Origin of the sequence: Halosimplex rarum (genome assembly GCF_047715405.1) — an archaeon.
GTDB classification, from domain to species: Archaea; Halobacteriota; Halobacteria; order Halobacteriales; family Haloarculaceae; genus Halosimplex; species Halosimplex rarum.
Map to the genome: position 1 here is coordinate 2576662 of NZ_CP180412.1, position 16867 is coordinate 2593528.

Here is a 16867-nt window from a genome sequence, read left to right on the forward strand (position 1 = left end):
GTTCGGACCGCGGGATACGGCGCTCAGTCTGACAGGAACCGTCTGGCGGTCTCGACCAGCACCTCGCCGGCGGTGAGCACGTCCGGCCACCGGATCGACTCGTCGGGGAAGTGCGCCTCCTCGATGCGGCCGGGGCCGAAGACGACCGTCGGGATTCCTGCCTCGATGTAATGCCGGGCGTCGCTGCCGTACGTCTCGCCGACGGGTTCGGCCCTGGGGAGTCCAGCGGCGGCCATCGACTCCCGCAGGGCCACCACGACGGGCTCGTCCGGGTCGATCTCGGCGGATTCGAACTGGACGCCGAACCGACCGAGCGTCGGCGGGTCAACCGTCCAGTCGTCGGCCGCCGCGAGGTCGTCGAGTGCGTCCCGACACGCGGCCTCGACGCTGTCCAGCGACTCGCCGGGGGCGACGCCGGCGCGAAACTCGGCGGTCAGCGTCCCGGGCACGTTCGACGCCCAGGTGCCCGCTTCGACCCGTCCGATCACGATCGGCCAGGGCACGTCGAAGCGGTCGTACAGCGGGTGCGTGACCGCGTCGGCGCGCTCGGCTTCCAGGTCCACGAACGCCCGGCGCACGCGCTCGAACGCCGGCAGGACCGATTCGCCCTCCCACCGTCGGGCGGCGTGGGCGGGCGTGCCCTCGATCCCGATGCGTCCCATCAGACACCCCTCGGTCGCAGTGACGACACGCATGTCAGTGGGTTCGGCGACGACGGCGGCGTCACGCTCGAAGGGGTACGGGTTCGAGCGGGCGGCGGTGGCAGCACCGATACCGCCGTCTTCCTCCCCGGCGACGCTCTCGACGACGATCCGGCCGTCGAGGTCGAACTCGCCCGCCTCGACGAGATCAGCGAGGTACCGCGCGGCGAAGACGCAGATCGCGAGCTGGCTTTTCATGTCCACCGCGCCGCGGCCGATCAACCTGTCGCCCTCCCACCGCGGTTCGAACGGATCGCCGGTCCACCCCGATTCGCCCGCAGGAACGACGTCGACGTGGCCGTTCAGGACGAGCGTCCGCCCCGCGTCGGGATCGCCGAGTTCGAGGACGCCCGCGACGCTCGGCCGGTCCTCGGTCGACAGGTCTCTGGCCGGAGCGAAGGAGGGGTGGGACGCCAGCGCGTCGGCGTCCGCGGTCCACGTGTACGTCTCGAAATTCAGGTCGGCGAGCCGGTCGCCTACCCACTCCTGGGCAGGCGCCTCGTCGCCGGCGGTCGTCTCGAACCGGACGAGCCGCTCGGCGACGGCCCGCACCCGGTCGCCGTAGGCGGCCGCGAAGTCCTCCATCGTTCGCTCTTCGTGCGCCTGGCGCTATCAGTCCTCGGGAGCCGGGCACCGGCCGTCGGACCCCTGGGCGCGCCCGACTGCGGAGGCCCACGGACGTTTCCGGATTCCGTAGCGTTACACCGGACCCCGCACACTGTCGAAACATGGAGTACACCAAACTCGGTTCGACCGGCGTCGACGTCTCGAAACTCTGTTTCGGCACCTGGCGCTTCGCCAAGGAGTCCGGCGGGACGGTCGAGACGGACAGGGAGACCGCCCACGAACTGCTCGACACGTTCGACGAACACGGCGGCAACTTCATCGACACGGCGAACGTCTACGGCGACCCGAACGGGACCAGCGAAGAGTGGATCGGCGAGTGGCTCGCCGAGCGCGACCGCGAGGACTACGTCGTCGCTTCCAAGGTCTACTGGAGCGCGCGCAGCCGCTTCGGCGACAACCTCTCGCGGAAGAACATCCGCGCTGAGATCGAGGGCACCCTCGACCGTCTCGGGACGGACTACGTCGACGTCTACTACATCCACCGCTGGGACGACGAGACGCCCATCGAGGAGACGCTGCGGACGCTGACCCGGCTCGTCGAGGAAGGCAAAGTCCACTACCTGGCGGCGTCGTCGATGGCGGCCTGGCAACTGACGAAGGCGCTGTGGACGAGCGACGTCGAGGGGCTCGAGCGGTTCGAAGCCACCCAGCCGCGGTTCAACGCCGCCGACCGCCCACAGGAGTACCTTGACGTCTGCGCCGACCAGGATATCGCGGTCTGTCCGTGGTCACCGCTCGACGCCGGGTTCCTCACCGGCAAGTACGACACGAGCGACCCCGAATCGGGGTCCCGCGCGGACCTGCAGGACTGGGATCTGGAGTTCTCCGACCGGCAGTGGGAGGTCCTGGACGCCGTGCAGGAGGTCGCCGACGAGGCCGACGCCTCGCCCGCCCAGGTCGCGCTCCGGTGGCTGATCGACCAGCGCGAGTTTACCTGTGTCCCGATCTTCGGCGCCCGAACCGTCGACCAGATGGAGGAGAACCTCGGTGCGGTCGAGATCTCGCTCTCGGACGACCAGTACGACCGCATCGACGAGGCCTACTGAGCCGGCGTCGAGCGAGCGATCGGCAGTTTAGCCCGAGAACTCGAACAGATCCTCACGCAACCACCTTTTTCGGGCCGGGTGGAAACCGCACACCCGGGCCCGAAAAATCTGGACCAAAACCGCTCGCTTCGCTCGCGTCCTCAGACCGAGAACTCGAACAGGTCGTCGCCGACGTGGTGGATGGACTCGACGACCTTGCCGGAGTCGCCGACCATGTCGTCGCCGCCGGTCTTCGCGCGGCCGATGGCGAGGAACTTCCCGTGGCCTTCTTCGTTGATCGCGACGAGGTCGCCCGCTTCGATGTCCTCGTCGGCCTCGACGATACCGGGGCGCATCACGTCGGCGCCGTCGGAGACGAAGGAGATGGCGCCGGCGTCGACGGTGACGACACTGCGCTCGGGCGGGTAGGCGTTGGCGCCCTGGACAGTGAGAAACGGTTCGTCGGCGTCGCCGGAGTCGGCGGCCTCGACGTAGAGCACGTGGGGTTCGCCGTCGACGAGGACGACGTTCCAGTCGCTGTCGTCGAACTCGACTTTCTCGAAGCTGTCGGCGTCGAGGTCGACGCCCAGCCGGTCGGCGAGGGCGTCTTCGATCTCCGCCACGGCGTCCGCGCGGAGGTGGTGGCGCGACTTGACGTTCATATCTCGACGTGGGCCGGGACGGGAGATAAATCGACCGCTCCGCGGCGACGGCTCAGCGGCGCGGACTCCCGGAGCCGTCGGACAGGTAGCGTCGACCGGCGAGGAGCGCGGCCCCGTGGACGGCCCAGAGGGCGACGAGCAGCGGCATCGTCTCCGGGGAGAACCCGTGGAGCGCGAGCAGCGGCAGGTGGACGCAGGGGAGGGCGACGCCCGCCCAGAATGCCAGGCGCTCGGCGACGCCGACGGCGTCGGCGAGGGCGCGTGCCAGCCGGCGGCGGGAAGGAGTCGGGGCGCTCATCCGTATCGGACGTTCACCCCCGACCCCCCAAAAGTCGGCGAACGCTCAAACCGGGATTTGAGTCACGCCGCGACGGCCGCGAGCGGCCTGTCCGTCGACGGGGTGCCATCGGTCGATCAGGACTCCCTCGCGTCGGCGTCGGCGACCGATTCCGCGCGCTGTTCGTCTCGCTGGATGACCCGCCCGCTGACGTAGGTGAGGAGCGTCAAGAGCACGAGCGGCACGAACGTGAGCACGTGCGCCCAGAACACGAACCAGAGGTCCCATCCCCAGGGGTTGTACACCCAGAACATCACGTCGAGAAAGGCCAGGATACCGATCGGGATGAAGTTCACCGTGAGATCGAGCCAGGTTTCGTCGGTGAGTTTCAGGAAGCTCATTGGTCGGACCCCGGCGCGGTCCGCGCGCCGTACAGTTGTTTGGGCCGCTACCAGCAAAGCGCCCGGGCTTGCGATGCAAAGCCGTACGCTCGGTGTCGCGTAAAGCCGGAACAGGGAGTCGTTCGGGGGAGAACGGCGGTCGGGGACGGGACCGCCTCAGGGGTCGACGTCGAGTTCGCGCAGCGCGGCGTCGTACGCGTCGTCGCCGTCGAGGCCGCGGAAGACCTCGTCGAGTCGCTCGTCAAGTTCCGCCAGGCGGCGGTCGAGGTCGTCCAGTTCGCTCTCCTCTGCGCCGGCGCGCTCGCTCGCCGCCCGGTAATACGCTTCCAGCGTCGTCCGGTAGGTCGCGCGGCGGCTGAGTCGGTCGACGGTGTCTTCGAGGAGGTCGTGGGCGACCGGTTTGACGAGGTAGTCGTCGAAGGCGGTCGAGCCGACGTCGAGCGCCTCGTGGGTGAGCGCGGCGACCTGGCAGTCGGCGGCGTCGGTGCGGACGCGGTCGAGGACGCGCTGCACGGAGAGCCCGGGGATGTCGGGGTCCAGTAGCGCTACGCTCACGTCGGGGTCGAGACTCGCCAGCGCGTCGGCGCTGTCGTAGGCCGAGCGGACGGTGTAGCTGTCTCTGAGCACGGCCGCGATCTCGTCGGTGACGGACGGGTCGCGGTCGGCCACGAGCACGACCGCCGGGGACGGCTCTCCGCCCGCCCGTTCGGCCTCGCACGACCCGGATCGTGTGGTTTCGTCGGTGTTCATCTGTTCGTGAGTCACGGGTCCGGAACGGTCAGTCACCGCTGACGCTGGCCGTTCGGAGGTCGACGACGCTGTCGAACAGTACCTCGAACGTTCGGACCGTCTCGGCGTCGTGGACGTCCGGGTTCATGTGGTAGTGCGCGACGGCGTCCGCGCCGTCGACGCTGCTGGTCAGCACTTCGAGGAACTTGAACACGGCCCGCTCGTCGGCGCGCTGGAGCAGGTCGCTCACCGAGTGGACACAGACAGCCGTCTCGCCGTCGGTGGTCAGCCGGCTCAGATGCCGGTCGACGGTCTCGCCGAGGTCGACGAGGTCGGCCTCCGCGGGGACGACCTCGACCACAGCGTTCGTCGGTGCAGTGGCCTCCGCGTCGACGGCCGCGGTCGAGCGCGCGGCCGTCTCGACGTCGATGACCGTCGCGTCACCCGGCTCGGCGTGGTCGTGGTCCGTCCAGGCCGCCAGTCGCTCCGCGGGCGACTCCATGCAGGTGACCAGGAGGCCGTGGCTGCGCCCGTCCGGGCCGTGCAGTAGCTCGCCGCAGATGTCGGATTGCTGTCCACCCACCGACGGCGCCAGTACCAATACGTTCGACGGCATCTCTGTACCCTCCCTGTCAGCGTCCGGTCTCGTGCTCATTGCGATGTCCCCGGAGTTGGTTTCGACGTAACTCCGCTGTCTGAGATAAGGGACTTCGCCACGCAAGTAAGTTCCGTTGACGTTATCAGTTATGAGATGTCGATCAGTTAGTCATTAATTCGTACCACTATCGCGTCGGAGGAGGGGGATCCAGTCGTTTCAGTGTCACGACGCAGTCACAGAGATGACAACGGAGTCCGGTCACGTGGGTTGGTCCGCCGTAGCACAGGGCGCTCGTTTGGAAAGTCTTAAATCCAACTCCGGCGAAGCGATGAATGCGTGCCCGGGTGGTGTAGTGGCCCATCATACGACCCTGTCACGGTCGTGACGCGGGTTCAAATCCCGCCTCGGGCGTCTCTCCGAACTCAACTGGCAAGCGGCGCGTTTCATCGCGCCGCGTTCTGAGTTCGGTGTACGCCGTACTGGATTTGAACCCTATCAGTCGCGCGCAGCGAACGGAGTGAGCGAGCACGTCTGATTCCGGTTCAAATCCCGCCTCGGGCGCTTTCTGCTGCGAACAATTCCGCTAGCACCGCGTAGCGTGTGCTCGCTACCGTGAGCAGCGAAACGCCCTCAAGAAGGGATTTGAACCACGGCAGACCGAACGCAGTGAGGTCTGGCATCGGGTTCAAATCCCGCCGGTAGAGAGGGCATTTCCAGAGCGACTGCACTCAACAGTGAGCGTCGAAAGCCCTCGGCGCGCTCGCGGTCGCTGAGCGACATACCCTCGCTCCCTTCGGTCGCTCAGGTAGGGGTCGCTCAGGCGACTGAACTACACGCGAGCGCGCCTCGCCCTTTCAGTCCGCCAGGGTCCGCACCCGCACAGCACCGCGCCTCACGCCTCCCCAACCGATTCGCTCCCTGCGGTCGCTCATCCCTCGCACGGCTACGCCTCGCGGCCTCACTCTCGTTCGGCACGTTCACGGGTCACTTCGTTCCCCGTTCACATCGAGGCGTTCGCTTCGCTCACGCCTCGCACCGCTCGGCAGCGTGCGCCACTGCGGAAATTCACCTGGTCACACCCACTCGATGCCGTCGTCGAGGTCGAGCGGGACCTCGCCGTGGCGGTAGCCTTCGCAGCGGCCGTCGGGGCGGTAGCGGAAGACCACGGTGGGTTCGTAGCCGAGCGAGGGGCGCTCGGCGCGGATGGGATTCCACTCGTCGTCGCGGAAGGAGGTGCAGTCGACGAAGAGGACGGCGTCGTCGTGGATGGCGAGCTGGTCGCGGGTCTTCGAGTCGACCGTCCGGCGGAGGGAGGCGATGGCGGTCCCGGCGTTGCGGTCGCGGGGGGGCATCGGGCGGGTGACTTCGACGAGGCGCTCGCCGCCGGGGGTCTCGACGGCGAAGTCGAGGGCGTGCCCGGAGTCGCGTTCGGACTCGGGGACGAACGGGATACCGGCGTCAGTGAGGAGTTTGGCGGCGTTGAACTCGCCCATGGTGGCGCGCATGCGGTTGAACTCGTTGCGTTCGCTGGTGCCCAGCTTGGCGGCCATGGTGTAGCGGTGGTCGTCGAGGACGCCGGTCGAGAGGAAGCGCTCGTAGAATTCGAGGCCGTCCTCGCGGGTGGCGTCGGGGAAGCCAGCGGCGTCGCGGTCGAAGAACGCACGGGTGGTCTCGCGGCCGTCCTTCGAGAAGAGGACGGGGAGGAAGAACCACGCGACGTACTCGTAGGCGGCGAGCCAGGGCGCCTGGCGTTCGAGGTCGTAGGTGAGCTCGCGCTGGGCCCAGCGGGCGATGTCGAAGGGCGCCTCGTCGAAGGTCTCCTTGTCGGTGCGCCAGAGGACCTCCGGGGTGACGGTGTTGCCGAGCCAGAAGGCGTCGGTGTCGGTCCAGGCGAACAGCGCGAGGTCGCCGTTGTCCATCTCCAGCCGACGGGCGGTGTAGCCCTCGGGGGCGTCGATCTTCGGCGTCGTCAGTCGGGCGCCGAAGCGGTCGTCGAGCGAGGCGAGGAGCTGGCGGCGCACGCGGTCCTCGTCCCAGCGCTCGGTCGACCGCCGAAAGCGAACCGGTCCGGCCATACCGGAGACCGGACCGCCAGTCGTATACACTGTTCGGACTCGCCGTCCCGCGGCTCGCCGACCACCTCGCTGCCAGCCCGCCGACTGCTCGGCACCCGTTCATCCGGCGATATCGTAACTCACCGGACCGCTCCGGGGATATTCGCACTGACCGTTACATTGATAGGTGTTAAATTACAAGTGTGGGTGTGGTACACAATGTCTATGGGTGCATACGACGAAGTGGAGCATGAACGGCGGGAGCGGAAGAACAGCGAAGTGGACGTGAGCGACGAGGACCGGCGGACGGAGTACCGCGGGAAGGTCGAGTACGAGAGCGACGAGTCGACGGAGGAGCTGCTCGATCAGTTCAAGGAGATAAATTCGTAATCCCGGCGTCGCCTTCTGTGCGTCTGTAGAGGACGACCAGCGACAGCGACGTGACCGTCGCGACCGCGAGGACGTGACCGACGACCGCGACCAGCAGGAGGGTGTGGTCGAGCAGGAAGGGAACGAGGAGCAACTGGAGGAGGCCGAACCCCAGCGTCTCCAGATCCGCTCGCGCGAGCGAGCGCGTCTGTTCCGGCGAGAACCGATAGCTGGCCGACCGCCAGAGGGCGGCAACGCTCGCCCACCAGCCCGTGCCGATGCGGTAGCAGACGTCCCACAGCACGAGCAGCGTCAGGTACGTCGCCGCGAGCGGCGGCTCCGGGCCGAGCAGTTCGGTTACGAGCGGCCGCGCCGAACGGGGGTCGAGGACGAACAGGTAGGTGACCAGGGCGACGAACGCGAGCACGCCGAGGACGACCTCGATGCTGGACCCGAAGAGGAGTCGCTCGTACGCCTCCGGCGGGTCCGCTCGGCGGACGTGCCTGCTGATCCGCAGCATCTCGACGCTCCCGCTGGTCGCGACGAACACGGCGACCGTCCCCGCGACCGCGCCGTCCCAGAGGCCGTAAACCGCGGCGAGGACGAGCACGCCCGCCTCGAACAGGGAGAACTGGATCGCGAGCGCGACGCGCTCTGGGACGTCCACGCCCGGGAGCGCGCCGAAGATGCTCTCGTACACCCAGGTCTGCCCGTACTCCGGGCCGGGAACGCCGGTCCCGTCGTCGACCACCGCGTCTTCCGGACCCGACCCGCTCATCGACGGCGCCCCTCCGAAGTCCGGGGCAGTGACCGACGGCGCGCCATCAGTTCCGACCTCCGCGTTCGTCGGCGGTCGGGGCTCCCCGCGGTGCCGACTCTCGGGCGGTCGGACCGGGCGCCAGGGCGCACCTGACGGCGTCGTCGAACGGCGTCAACTCGACCGCGACGTGGTCGCGGATGCTGTCGTCGGTGACCACGACCGGGTTCTTCAGCCCGAGGATGAGCGGGCGCGCGACGGCGCTCGGGACGTCGGTCACGAGGCCGACCCAGTACGAGGAGAGGTTCGGCGTCAGCACCGGGACGGAGAGGACGAACGGGCGGCGACGGCCCATGGCCTCGGCGGTCCGGCTGAGCATCTCCTGGTAGGTCAGCACGTCTGGACCGCCGATACCGTACGTCTGCCCGGCCGTCGCGGGGGCGTCGAGGACCCCCACGAGGTAGGCGACGACGTCGTCGATGGCGATCGGCTGGCACTCGTTGGTCACCCAGCGCGGCGTCACCATCACCGGCAGCCGGGAGACGAGCTGGCGGACCATCCGGAAGCTGGCGCTCCCGTCGCCGACGATGACGGCCGCGCGGAGCGTCGTCAGGTCGTACGACCCCTCCGAGAGGACCGCCTCGACCTCGCGGCGCGACCGGAGGTGCGGCGAGAGGTCGTCGCCGTCCTCGCCGAGCCCGCCGAGGTAGACCGCCCGGTCGACGCCCGCTGCGCTCGCGGCGTCGGCGAAGTGTCGGGCCGCTCGCCGGTCGCGCTCCTCGAAGTCGCCGCCGGCGCGCATCGAGTGGACGAGGTAGTAGGCGGCGTCGATCCCGTCGAAGACCGGGCCGAGCGTCCCGGGGTCGAGCAGGTCGCCGCGGACCACCTCGACCCCCGGCGGCGGGTCGTACCCCGCTGGGTCGCGGACGAGCGCCCGCACGTCGTGGCCGGCCTCGCTGAGCGCTGGGACGAGCCGGCCCCCGACGAACCCGGTCGCTCCCGTGACGAGCACGTGCATACCCGCTCCACGGACTGTATCCCCTTAACCACCCGAGCCGCCCGAGAACGGAGTCGATGCAGCGGCCGGGCGGCTCCCACGCACCGCCGACTCGGAACGTCGTCACTCCCAACCGGGCGTCCCGGGCGCGCCGCGGTCCTTCTCGACCGCCGCGGCGGTCTCGGGATCGGGCGATTCGCCGGCCGCGACGCGCTCGGACCACTCCGCGATAGCGCCGTCGACCCAGGAGTCGGCCTCCCCCGCGCGCTCGCGAGCGCGCTCGTAGCGGTCGTCGTTGACGGCGAGCGTCCCGGGGCTGGAGGCGGCGGCGACGGCGACGAACTCGGCGTGGTCGGTCCGTGTCGCTTCGCCGGCGGCGAGTCGGCTGACGGCGTCCTCGATGCGGTCTGGATCGGGGTGGACGAACACGCGCGAGCCGATGGACCCGGGCCCGATGGCGGGGTCAGAGTCCGCGGGCGGGTCGTCGTCGACGAGTCGGTCGCCGCCGTGAGCGCGCTCGACCCGCTCGCATTCGGTCTCGGCGTCGAGCGCGAGGTTGTCGCCGGGGTACGTCGAGCAGGTCTCTGGGTAGGTGTCTTCGTCGTGGATCCGACACTGGAGGGTCGCGGGGTCGAGGAAGACGCAGCTGGGGAGCCAGTGCGGGTCGGCGTCGAATGGCGCGACCGGTTTGGGGACCTTCGCCAGACCGACGAGGAAAGCGGGGCGTCCGCGGACGGCGGCGACGTCGACGCCGCCGACGGCGACGCTCGGGCCGTCGTCGATCCGGAAGAGGCGCGCGACCATGGCGCCGGCGTGGCCGGCCGCGAGGAACGCGCGCACCTCGTCGCACGACAGCGGGACGAGGTTGTCCACGTCGTCGAGAGGCCGGTATCGTCCGCGGCGCTCGTGGCCGTGGTCGAATCCCTCCGGAGCGAGCGCTCGCCAGTCGAGACAGCAGCCGGCACAGCCCTCGCAGTGCACCTCCATACGCGTCGTTCGCGGCCGAGGCGGAAAAGCGCGGCCCCGGTCAGTCGCCGTCGCGGTCCAACGCGTCGTCTCCGACCTCGCCGAACTCGAAGCGTGCCCCGCCCGCGTCGCCTTCGGTCACGTCGACTTCCCAGCCGTGTGCCTCCGCGATGGTCCGGACGATGCTCAGTCCCAGGCCGGTCCCGTCCTCGCTGGTCGAGTAGCCGGGGTCGAAGACGCTGTCGCGGTCGCCCTCGGGGACGCCCGGGCCGTCGTCGGCGACGAAAAAGCCCTGTCTGACTCCGAGGTCGCCGACGGTGACCGCCACGTCGGGGCCGCCGTGCTCGATCGAGTTGCGGAAGACGTTCTCCAGCAGTTGCTGGAGGCGTCCGCCGTCGGCCAGCAGCGTCGCGTCGGTCTGGATATCGAGCGAGGCGTCGACCGTCTCGACGACCTTCCAGGCGTCGCGCGCGACGGGCGCGAGGTCGGTCGGCTCCGGGTCGCTGACGGTCTCGCCCTCGCGGGCGAGCGTCAGCACGTCCTCGACGAGGTCGTCGATGCGGTACAGCGAGCGCTCGACGGCGTCGAAGTGCGCCTCGTCGCCGTCCGCGCGGGCGAACTCCAGGCGGCCAAGCGCGACCTCCAGGGGGTTGCGCAGGTCGTGGGAGATGACGCTCGCGAACCGTTCGAGGCGCTCGTTCTGGCGTTCGAGCTGTTTCTCGTACTTCTTGCGGTCGGTCACGTCGCGGGTCACGCCGACGACGCCGAGGACGTTCCCGTGTTCGTCCCGCCAGGGCGCCTTTGCCGTCGTCACGTACGTCTCCTCGAGGTCGTCGCCGTAGGCCCGCTCGATCCGGTCCTCGATCGATTCGCCGGTCTCGACGACGTGTCGGTCGTCGGCGACCGCCCCTTCCGAGAGCGTCGGCGGATAGAGGTCGAAGTCCGTCTTGCCGACGATGTCTTCGGGGGAGTGGTGGCGCTTGCCGTCCGGGCTCTCCAGGTACGGCGGACCGTTCAGGCCCAGCGCCCCGTCGCTGAGGCGGACGTGACGGCTCTGGCGGTCCTTGATGTAGATGGACAGCGGGACGTTCTCCAGCAGGGAGTCGAGCATCGTCGACTCGCGGCGCTGCTCGCGGCGTCGTTCGATCGCGGGACGGAGTCGTTCGAGGGTGGCGACGCGGTCGGCGTCGGCGTCGGCCTGGAGATACGTCTCGACGCCGAGTTCGGTGGCGGTCGCCAGCGGGAACGAGTCGCCGCCGGCGAGCACGATCACCGGCAACGACGCCGAATACTCGCGGACCGCTTCGACGACGCCGGGGCCGTCGAACGAGTCGTCGCTATCGCAGACGACGGCGTCGAACCGGCCGTCGGCGAGCGTCGCGTCGACGTCGACTGGCGGGGTCGCGCTCTCGACGACGAGGCCCTCGCCGGATTCGCGCCACGACTCCGCGACTGACTGGGCGTTCGCCCCGACGTAGAGGACCGTTGGTGAGGTGTGCATCTGAAGGGCTCCGAGACGATAGAACGGGTTACCGCTGGGGCGTCATAAGTGCGTGGGTCGGTTCAGCCGCGACCGCGGTCCGGCCGATCCGAGTCTGGCCGAGGCCACGGCCGGGGCCGTCCGCCTGTCGCCCGCGGTGCTTTTCCCGACCCCCGCCCTACGCCGGGTATGACGACCCAGCCATGCGACGGCTGTGGCGACGACGTGAGCATCGCCGGCGGCATCGCCAACATCTGGACGCTGGAGAAGTCGACGACCGACGGCATGACGCTCGAACTCGCCGACGGCACGGAGCACTTCCTCTGTTACGGCTGCATGGAGCGGCTGCCCGACGACCGCGAGCCGACGGCCGACGACGTGGCCGACCTGTAGGCGCGACTCGGCTCTCGGTTTCCCGCGTCGCTCAGGCGTTGGGTCCCTCGTGAGTTGCGAGGACCGCCGACGTGTCGCCGCTCGACGGCTCCCAGACGACGCTGACCTCGTAGTCGTTGGCAACGCCGACGGCGACCGAATCGCCAGCGACGACGCTCCCCTCGTCGCCGCTCGCGCTCCCCTGCCAGGGGCCGGCGCTCGTCTGGTCCGCGCCGTCGACCGTCGCGAACCCCGTCCCACGGACGAACAGGGCGTCGCTGTCGACCGTTTCACCGCTGTCGTGGGTGATCGTCACCGTCCCGACGCCGTCGCCCGTCTCCGCGTAGTCGAACCCGAACGAGACCGCCGGCGGCGCCGACGACTCCGACTCGATGTCGGGGCCGGGGAACTCGGCGGGGAACTCGGTCACCTCGCCCGTCGCGACCAGTGCGGTCGCCGTGACGACGCGACCGTCGGATCTGACGGTGGGCGACCCGCCGAGGAACGCGTCCGACTCGCTCGCCCAGTCGGCGACGAGGCTCCGGTCGGTCTCCTCCTCGGCGAAGGCGACGGCGGCGTGGACGCGGGTCTGCTCGCTCTCGACGTGGTAGCCCATCCCCTCGCCGACGCCGCCGGCGAACGTCTCGCCCGCCTCGTGAGTGCGACCCTGGAGGAGGTGCGCGCTCCCGAGCGTCTCGACGAGGCGGTCGCAGTCGGCGACGGCGTCGACGTAGCGCTCGCTGTTGCCCGTGCGGGCGTCGACGATCGCCTCGACGACGGGTGTCTTGTCGGCGGTGTCCCTGCTGGAGAAACTCCCGACGGTGACGAGCATGTTGTTCCGGACGGCGGCCGCTCGCGCGTCCTCGGCGCTGAATATCCGGAAGCCGTGGCGCGCTTCGCCGGCCGTAAAGCCCAGGTCGCGCAGGTCGTCTTCGACGGGCGTCCGGTCGAACTCGGCCTCGATGACCGACGCCGAGCGGGCGAAGCGGTGAATAGCCGCCGCGTCGCCCATCGTGTCGATGGCTGCGAGCGGGTAGGACTGATCGAATCCCTCCAGCGCGTCGGATCCGAGGGTGCCCTCGAATTCGAGCATCGCCCGCGGCGCCATCGACATGAAGGCGTACCCCGACTGGTCGATGGCGCTCGGCCCGGGCATCCACTTCGTCAGCTCCGCGACGGGCGTCTCCGGACGGCTCCCGATCGGCGTCGCCGTGGGCGTGCCCGACGGCGTCGGCGTCTCGGTCGGCGTGTCGCCGCTTCCCGCTCCGTCACTCCCGTCGGACCCCCCGTTCCCCTCCGGTCGATCGGTCTCGCCCCCGCCCCCGACGCCCAGACACCCTCCGAGCGACGACAGGACGGCGATAGCTGCTCCCCCTCGCTTCAGTGCGTTCCGACGCGTCTCAGGCATCGACGCGTTGTTTCCCGAGTACGTTCAAATTGGTTGCGGAGTTGACCCGTCGTCTCGATGACGACGCGATAGGGCGCTGGCGCGCTGCGCGGACCACCGAGGCCCCGACGCTACGCGTCCGGGCCCTGGCCTTCCACAAGCGTCGAAGACGTGTCCCCGTCGCTGCTCTGCCAGACGACGCTGATTTCGTAGTCGCTGGCGACGCCGACCTGGACGCGGTCGCCAGCGACGACAGACTCGTCGTCGCCGCTGGCGGTCCCCTGCCACTGCCCGGCGGCCGTCTGGTCGGCTCCCTCGACCTCGGCGAAACCCGCCCCGCGGAGGAAAAGCCGGTTCCGCCGGATCGAGTCGCCGGCCTGGTGAGTGATATCGAGGAGGCCGGCGCCGTCGCCGGTCGCCTCGTAGTCGAACTCGAACGAGGCCGTCGGAGTCCGGTCCGTGGCGCGGTTCGCCTCGCCGGGGAGCTGAGGGTGAAACCGCTCGACGTCCGCGCTCGGCACGGTCGCCGCAGCGGTCACGACGCGGCCGTCGACCGACGTGTCGGGTTTCCGGCCGTAGAAGGCGTCCGCGTCGCTCGCCCACTCGACGACCGGCCCTCGGCTGGCCTGCCCCTCGCGAAAGACGACGGGGGTCGCGACGCGCGTCTCCTCGGTTCCGACCGAGAACGCCACGCCGCCGCCGACCGCGCCGTCGAACGTCTCGCCCGGCTCGTGGGTCCGCCCGCGGATCAGGTGTCCCGTCCCGAGCGCGTCGGTCAGCAGGTCACAGGCCGCCGAGGCCTCCGCGTAGCGGGTTTGCTCGTCCGCCTCCGCGTCGACGACCGCCTCGACCGTCGAGCGGGCGGTGTCAGCGTCCTGCAATCCGAGAGCGGAGACGAGGGCGTCCTCGCGGGCGGCCGCCGCGCCGCTGTCCCCGGCGTAGAGGGTGAAGCCGTGGCGCGCGTCGGCCTCGGAGAGGCCGATCTCTTCGAGCTCGGCCGCCGCATCGTCGGTCGCCACGTCGGTCTCGAACACCATCGCGCGGTCCGCGACCACGTGGACGGCGCTCGCGTCTGCGTAGGAATCGACGCCGGGAACGCGCACTCCCCGTTCGAACTCGCTGACGGCGCCGTCGCCGAGGCTCGCCTTCAGGTCGACGAGCGCACCCGTCGCGATGGAGACGAACGGATAGTGCGAGCTGGCGAACGCGTCCGGCGCCGGCAGCCACGACGCGTAGTCCGCGTTGCCGAGCGAGCCGTCGGGCGTCGCGGTCGGGGCGTCGGTGGCAGTCTCCGTCTCCGTCTCGGTTGCAGTGGGGGTATCGGTCGCCGCAGCCGTCGCGGTCGGCGTGTCGCTCGGCGCGTCGGTCCCGTCGCCGGCCCCGGCGGAGGGATCGGTCGCGGTTCCGCTGCCGTCGCCGAGACAGCCGGCCAGCGAGCCGGCGAGGAGGGCTGCGCTCGTCCGCTTCAGGAATGTTCGTCGCGGGGATGTCATCTCCGTATCGTGACAGCGGAGATCCAAAAACGATTCCGGTCCGGGGAGGCCGCCGCCGTCCCCGAAAACCCTCGACCGCGGTCCGGCGACGACCGGCAGTTTTAGGCGGACCGCCCGCCTGCCTCCGTGCGTGCAACCGGGTCGGATATTCGACGAGTTCCCGGCGCCTTCCTACCGCGGCGCGCAGGAGCAAGCGCTCGCTGACATCCGCGACGCCTTCGAGGCCGACAACGACGTGGTCCTCGTGCGCGCGCCGACCGGCAGCGGCAAGTCCCTGCTCGCCCGCGCCATCGCCGGCTGCGCCCGGACCGCCGGCGAGAGCGAGGCCGGCGAACCCATCGACGCCTACTACACCACCCCGCAGGTCTCGCAACTGGACGACGTGGCCGGCGACGACCTGCTGGCCGACCTGAAGGTCATCCGCGGGAAGAACAACTACGACTGCATCCTCCCCGGGGAGACCGACACCCCCGTCGACCAGGCGCCCTGCGCCCGCGAGCGGATGTTCGACTGCCAGGTCCAGCACCGCTGCCCCTACTTCTCCGACCGCGCCATCGCCGCGAACAACCGTATCGCCGCGATGACGCTCGCCTACTTCATGCAGACCGCCGGCTCGGACGTGTTCGGCCAGCGCGACGTGCTCGTTATCGACGAAGCGCACGGGCTGGGCAACTGGGCCGAGATGTACGCGACCATCGACCTCGGTCCCGACACCGTCCCCATCTGGGACGCCTGCGAACCCCCCGATATCGACGGTCTCGACGACGCTGTCAGCTACGCCGACACTCTCCACACCATGGCCGGCCGCCGACTCACGGAGGTGCGCCAGCAGGCCGAACTCGCGCCCGAGGAGGCCGCCGAGCGGGACAAGCTCGTCCAGCTCCAGTCCGACCTGTCGTGGTTCTGTGAGGACTACCGGGACCCCGAGAGCGCGACGACGTGGGTCGTCGACCAGCCCGACGGCGGGGGCTCGCGGGTGACGATCAAGCCGATGGCGCCCGAGAAGTACCTCAAACACACCGTCTGGGACCGCGCGAGCAACTTCGCGCTGCTGTCGGCGACCATCCTCAACAAGGACGCCTTCTGCGCCAACGTCGGCCTCTCCGCGGACCGGGTCGCCCTCGTGGAGGTACCGCACACCTTCCCCGTCGAGAACCGACCGCTGTACGACGTGACCCAGGGGAAGATGACCTACGAGGCCCGCGACCAGACCATCCCCCGCGTCGCCGAGACGCTCGTCCGGATCATGCAGGCACATCCCGACGAGAAGGGACTGGTCCACTGCCACTCCTACGCCATCCAGGAGCAACTGCAGGAACACCTCCGCGACTTCGGCGTCGACTCTCGCGTGCGCGCCCACGACTCCGCGGACCGGGACGCCCAGCTGTCGACGTGGAAGCGCGTGGACGACCCCGACGTCTTCCTCTCGGTGAAGATGGAGGAGGCGCTGGACCTGGAGGGGGACCTCTGTCGCTGGCAACTGCTCTGCAAGGCGCCGTATCCCAACACGCGCGACTCCAGGGTGGCGGCGCGGCTGGAGGACGACCAGTGGGGCTGGTACTACCGGACCGCGCTCCGGACGGTCATCCAGGCCTGCGGCCGCGTGGTGCGGGCGCCGGACGACCACGGCGCGACGTACCTCGCCGACACCTCCCTGCTCGACCTCTTCGAGCGCGCCCGCGTGGACATGCCCGACTGGTTCGCCGAGCAGGTCGACCGGATGAGCGAGCCCGACCTGCCCGCAGTCGACACCGCCGCCGCGACCGGTTCGAGCGGCGGGACGACCGGCGGATCGAGTCGCTCCCGGTCGCCGGGGTCGAACGGTGGGTCCGGCTCGGGGGCATCCTCGGGTGCGTCAGCGTCGACCGGGGGCTCCGACGATGACGACGGCGGGAGTTCGCGGAGCAGACGCCGCTCCCGGCGGTCGAAGTCGAAGTCCAACCCCATCGCCGACGTGTGGGACACGGAGTGA

At 69.9% G+C, this 16867-nt stretch carries 17 protein-coding genes and 1 tRNA gene; 5 read left to right on the forward strand and 13 right to left on the reverse strand.

Annotated features, from left to right (window positions below; translation table 11 throughout):
- Nucleotides 1-23: 23 nt before the first annotated feature.
- Nucleotides 24-1286, reverse strand: a complete 1263-nt coding sequence (locus ACMGFH_RS12390) for a M20/M25/M40 family metallo-hydrolase (RefSeq protein WP_415378756.1) — start codon at nucleotides 1284-1286, stop codon at nucleotides 24-26.
- Nucleotides 1287-1429: 143 nt separating this feature from the next.
- On the opposite strand from ACMGFH_RS12390, the gene ACMGFH_RS12395 reads away from it, so the two are divergent.
- Complete coding sequence (locus ACMGFH_RS12395; protein ID WP_415378757.1) at nucleotides 1430-2374, forward strand: aldo/keto reductase; 945 nt, start codon at nucleotides 1430-1432, stop codon at nucleotides 2372-2374.
- Nucleotides 2375-2514: 140 nt separating this feature from the next.
- On the opposite strand, the gene ACMGFH_RS12400 is transcribed toward ACMGFH_RS12395, so the two are convergent.
- From ACMGFH_RS12400 to ACMGFH_RS12420, 5 genes are all read right to left on the reverse strand, one after another.
- Nucleotides 2515-3015: an RNA-binding protein gene (locus tag ACMGFH_RS12400; protein WP_415378758.1), complete on the reverse strand. Its 501-nt coding sequence runs from the start codon at nucleotides 3013-3015 to the stop codon at nucleotides 2515-2517.
- A gap of 52 nt (nucleotides 3016-3067) precedes the next feature.
- On the reverse strand, nucleotides 3068-3313 hold the full coding sequence (locus tag ACMGFH_RS12405; RefSeq protein WP_415378759.1) for a hypothetical protein: 246 nt from the start codon (nucleotides 3311-3313) through the stop codon (nucleotides 3068-3070).
- 116 nt (nucleotides 3314-3429) lie between these two features.
- Nucleotides 3430-3693 carry a DUF6684 family protein gene (locus tag ACMGFH_RS12410; RefSeq protein ID WP_415378760.1) on the reverse strand — a complete coding sequence of 88 codons (264 nt, stop codon included), beginning with the start codon at nucleotides 3691-3693 and terminating at the stop codon, nucleotides 3430-3432.
- 156 nt (nucleotides 3694-3849) lie between these two features.
- Entirely contained in the window at nucleotides 3850-4443 is a 594-nt protein-coding gene (locus ACMGFH_RS12415; RefSeq protein WP_415378761.1) for a response regulator, read from the reverse strand.
- A 28-nt stretch (nucleotides 4444-4471) separates the two neighbouring features.
- On the reverse strand, nucleotides 4472-5077 hold the full coding sequence (locus tag ACMGFH_RS12420) for a hypothetical protein (RefSeq protein ID WP_415378762.1): 606 nt from the start codon (nucleotides 5075-5077) through the stop codon (nucleotides 4472-4474).
- Between the two features lie 281 nt (nucleotides 5078-5358).
- On the opposite strand from ACMGFH_RS12420, the gene ACMGFH_RS12425 reads away from it, so the two are divergent.
- Nucleotides 5359-5431, forward strand: a tRNA-Asp gene (locus ACMGFH_RS12425).
- Nucleotides 5432-6093: 662 nt separating this feature from the next.
- Here the strand turns inward: ACMGFH_RS12425 and ACMGFH_RS12430 are convergent.
- On the reverse strand, nucleotides 6094-7095 hold the full coding sequence (locus ACMGFH_RS12430) for a DUF5784 family protein (protein WP_415378763.1): 1002 nt from the start codon (nucleotides 7093-7095) through the stop codon (nucleotides 6094-6096).
- A gap of 198 nt (nucleotides 7096-7293) precedes the next feature.
- Between ACMGFH_RS12430 and ACMGFH_RS12435 the strand changes: the two genes are divergently transcribed.
- A complete protein-coding gene (locus tag ACMGFH_RS12435) occupies nucleotides 7294-7464 on the forward strand; it encodes a DUF5786 family protein (protein ID WP_415378764.1) in 171 nt (56 codons plus the stop codon).
- Here ACMGFH_RS12435 and ACMGFH_RS12440 read toward each other — a convergent pair.
- From ACMGFH_RS12440 to ACMGFH_RS12455, 4 genes are all read right to left on the reverse strand, one after another.
- Nucleotides 7445-8221: a hypothetical protein gene (locus tag ACMGFH_RS12440; RefSeq protein WP_415378765.1), complete on the reverse strand. Its 777-nt coding sequence runs from the start codon at nucleotides 8219-8221 to the stop codon at nucleotides 7445-7447. The genes ACMGFH_RS12435 and ACMGFH_RS12440 overlap by 20 nt on opposite strands.
- Before the next feature lie 46 nt (nucleotides 8222-8267).
- On the reverse strand, nucleotides 8268-9218 hold the full coding sequence (locus ACMGFH_RS12445; RefSeq protein ID WP_415378766.1) for an NAD(P)H-binding protein: 951 nt from the start codon (nucleotides 9216-9218) through the stop codon (nucleotides 8268-8270).
- 102 nt (nucleotides 9219-9320) lie between these two features.
- Nucleotides 9321-10184: a YkgJ family cysteine cluster protein gene (locus ACMGFH_RS12450; protein WP_415378767.1), complete on the reverse strand. Its 864-nt coding sequence runs from the start codon at nucleotides 10182-10184 to the stop codon at nucleotides 9321-9323.
- 40 nt (nucleotides 10185-10224) lie between these two features.
- Nucleotides 10225-11664, reverse strand: coding sequence for an ATP-binding protein (locus ACMGFH_RS12455; RefSeq protein ID WP_415378768.1), 1440 nt, complete (start codon nucleotides 11662-11664; stop codon nucleotides 10225-10227).
- Between the two features lie 168 nt (nucleotides 11665-11832).
- Between ACMGFH_RS12455 and ACMGFH_RS12460 the strand changes: the two genes are divergently transcribed.
- Nucleotides 11833-12036, forward strand: coding sequence for a hypothetical protein (locus ACMGFH_RS12460; RefSeq protein ID WP_415378769.1), 204 nt, complete (start codon nucleotides 11833-11835; stop codon nucleotides 12034-12036).
- 31 nt (nucleotides 12037-12067) lie between these two features.
- Here the strand turns inward: ACMGFH_RS12460 and ACMGFH_RS12465 are convergent, their stop codons facing one another.
- Entirely contained in the window at nucleotides 12068-13423 is a 1356-nt protein-coding gene (locus tag ACMGFH_RS12465) for a hypothetical protein (RefSeq protein WP_415378770.1), read from the reverse strand.
- A 110-nt stretch (nucleotides 13424-13533) separates the two neighbouring features.
- A complete protein-coding gene (locus ACMGFH_RS12470) occupies nucleotides 13534-14895 on the reverse strand; it encodes a hypothetical protein (protein WP_415378771.1) in 1362 nt (453 codons plus the stop codon).
- 130 nt (nucleotides 14896-15025) lie between these two features.
- Between ACMGFH_RS12470 and ACMGFH_RS12475 the strand changes: the two genes are divergently transcribed.
- A complete protein-coding gene (locus ACMGFH_RS12475; protein WP_415378772.1) occupies nucleotides 15026-16867 on the forward strand; it encodes a helicase C-terminal domain-containing protein in 1842 nt (613 codons plus the stop codon).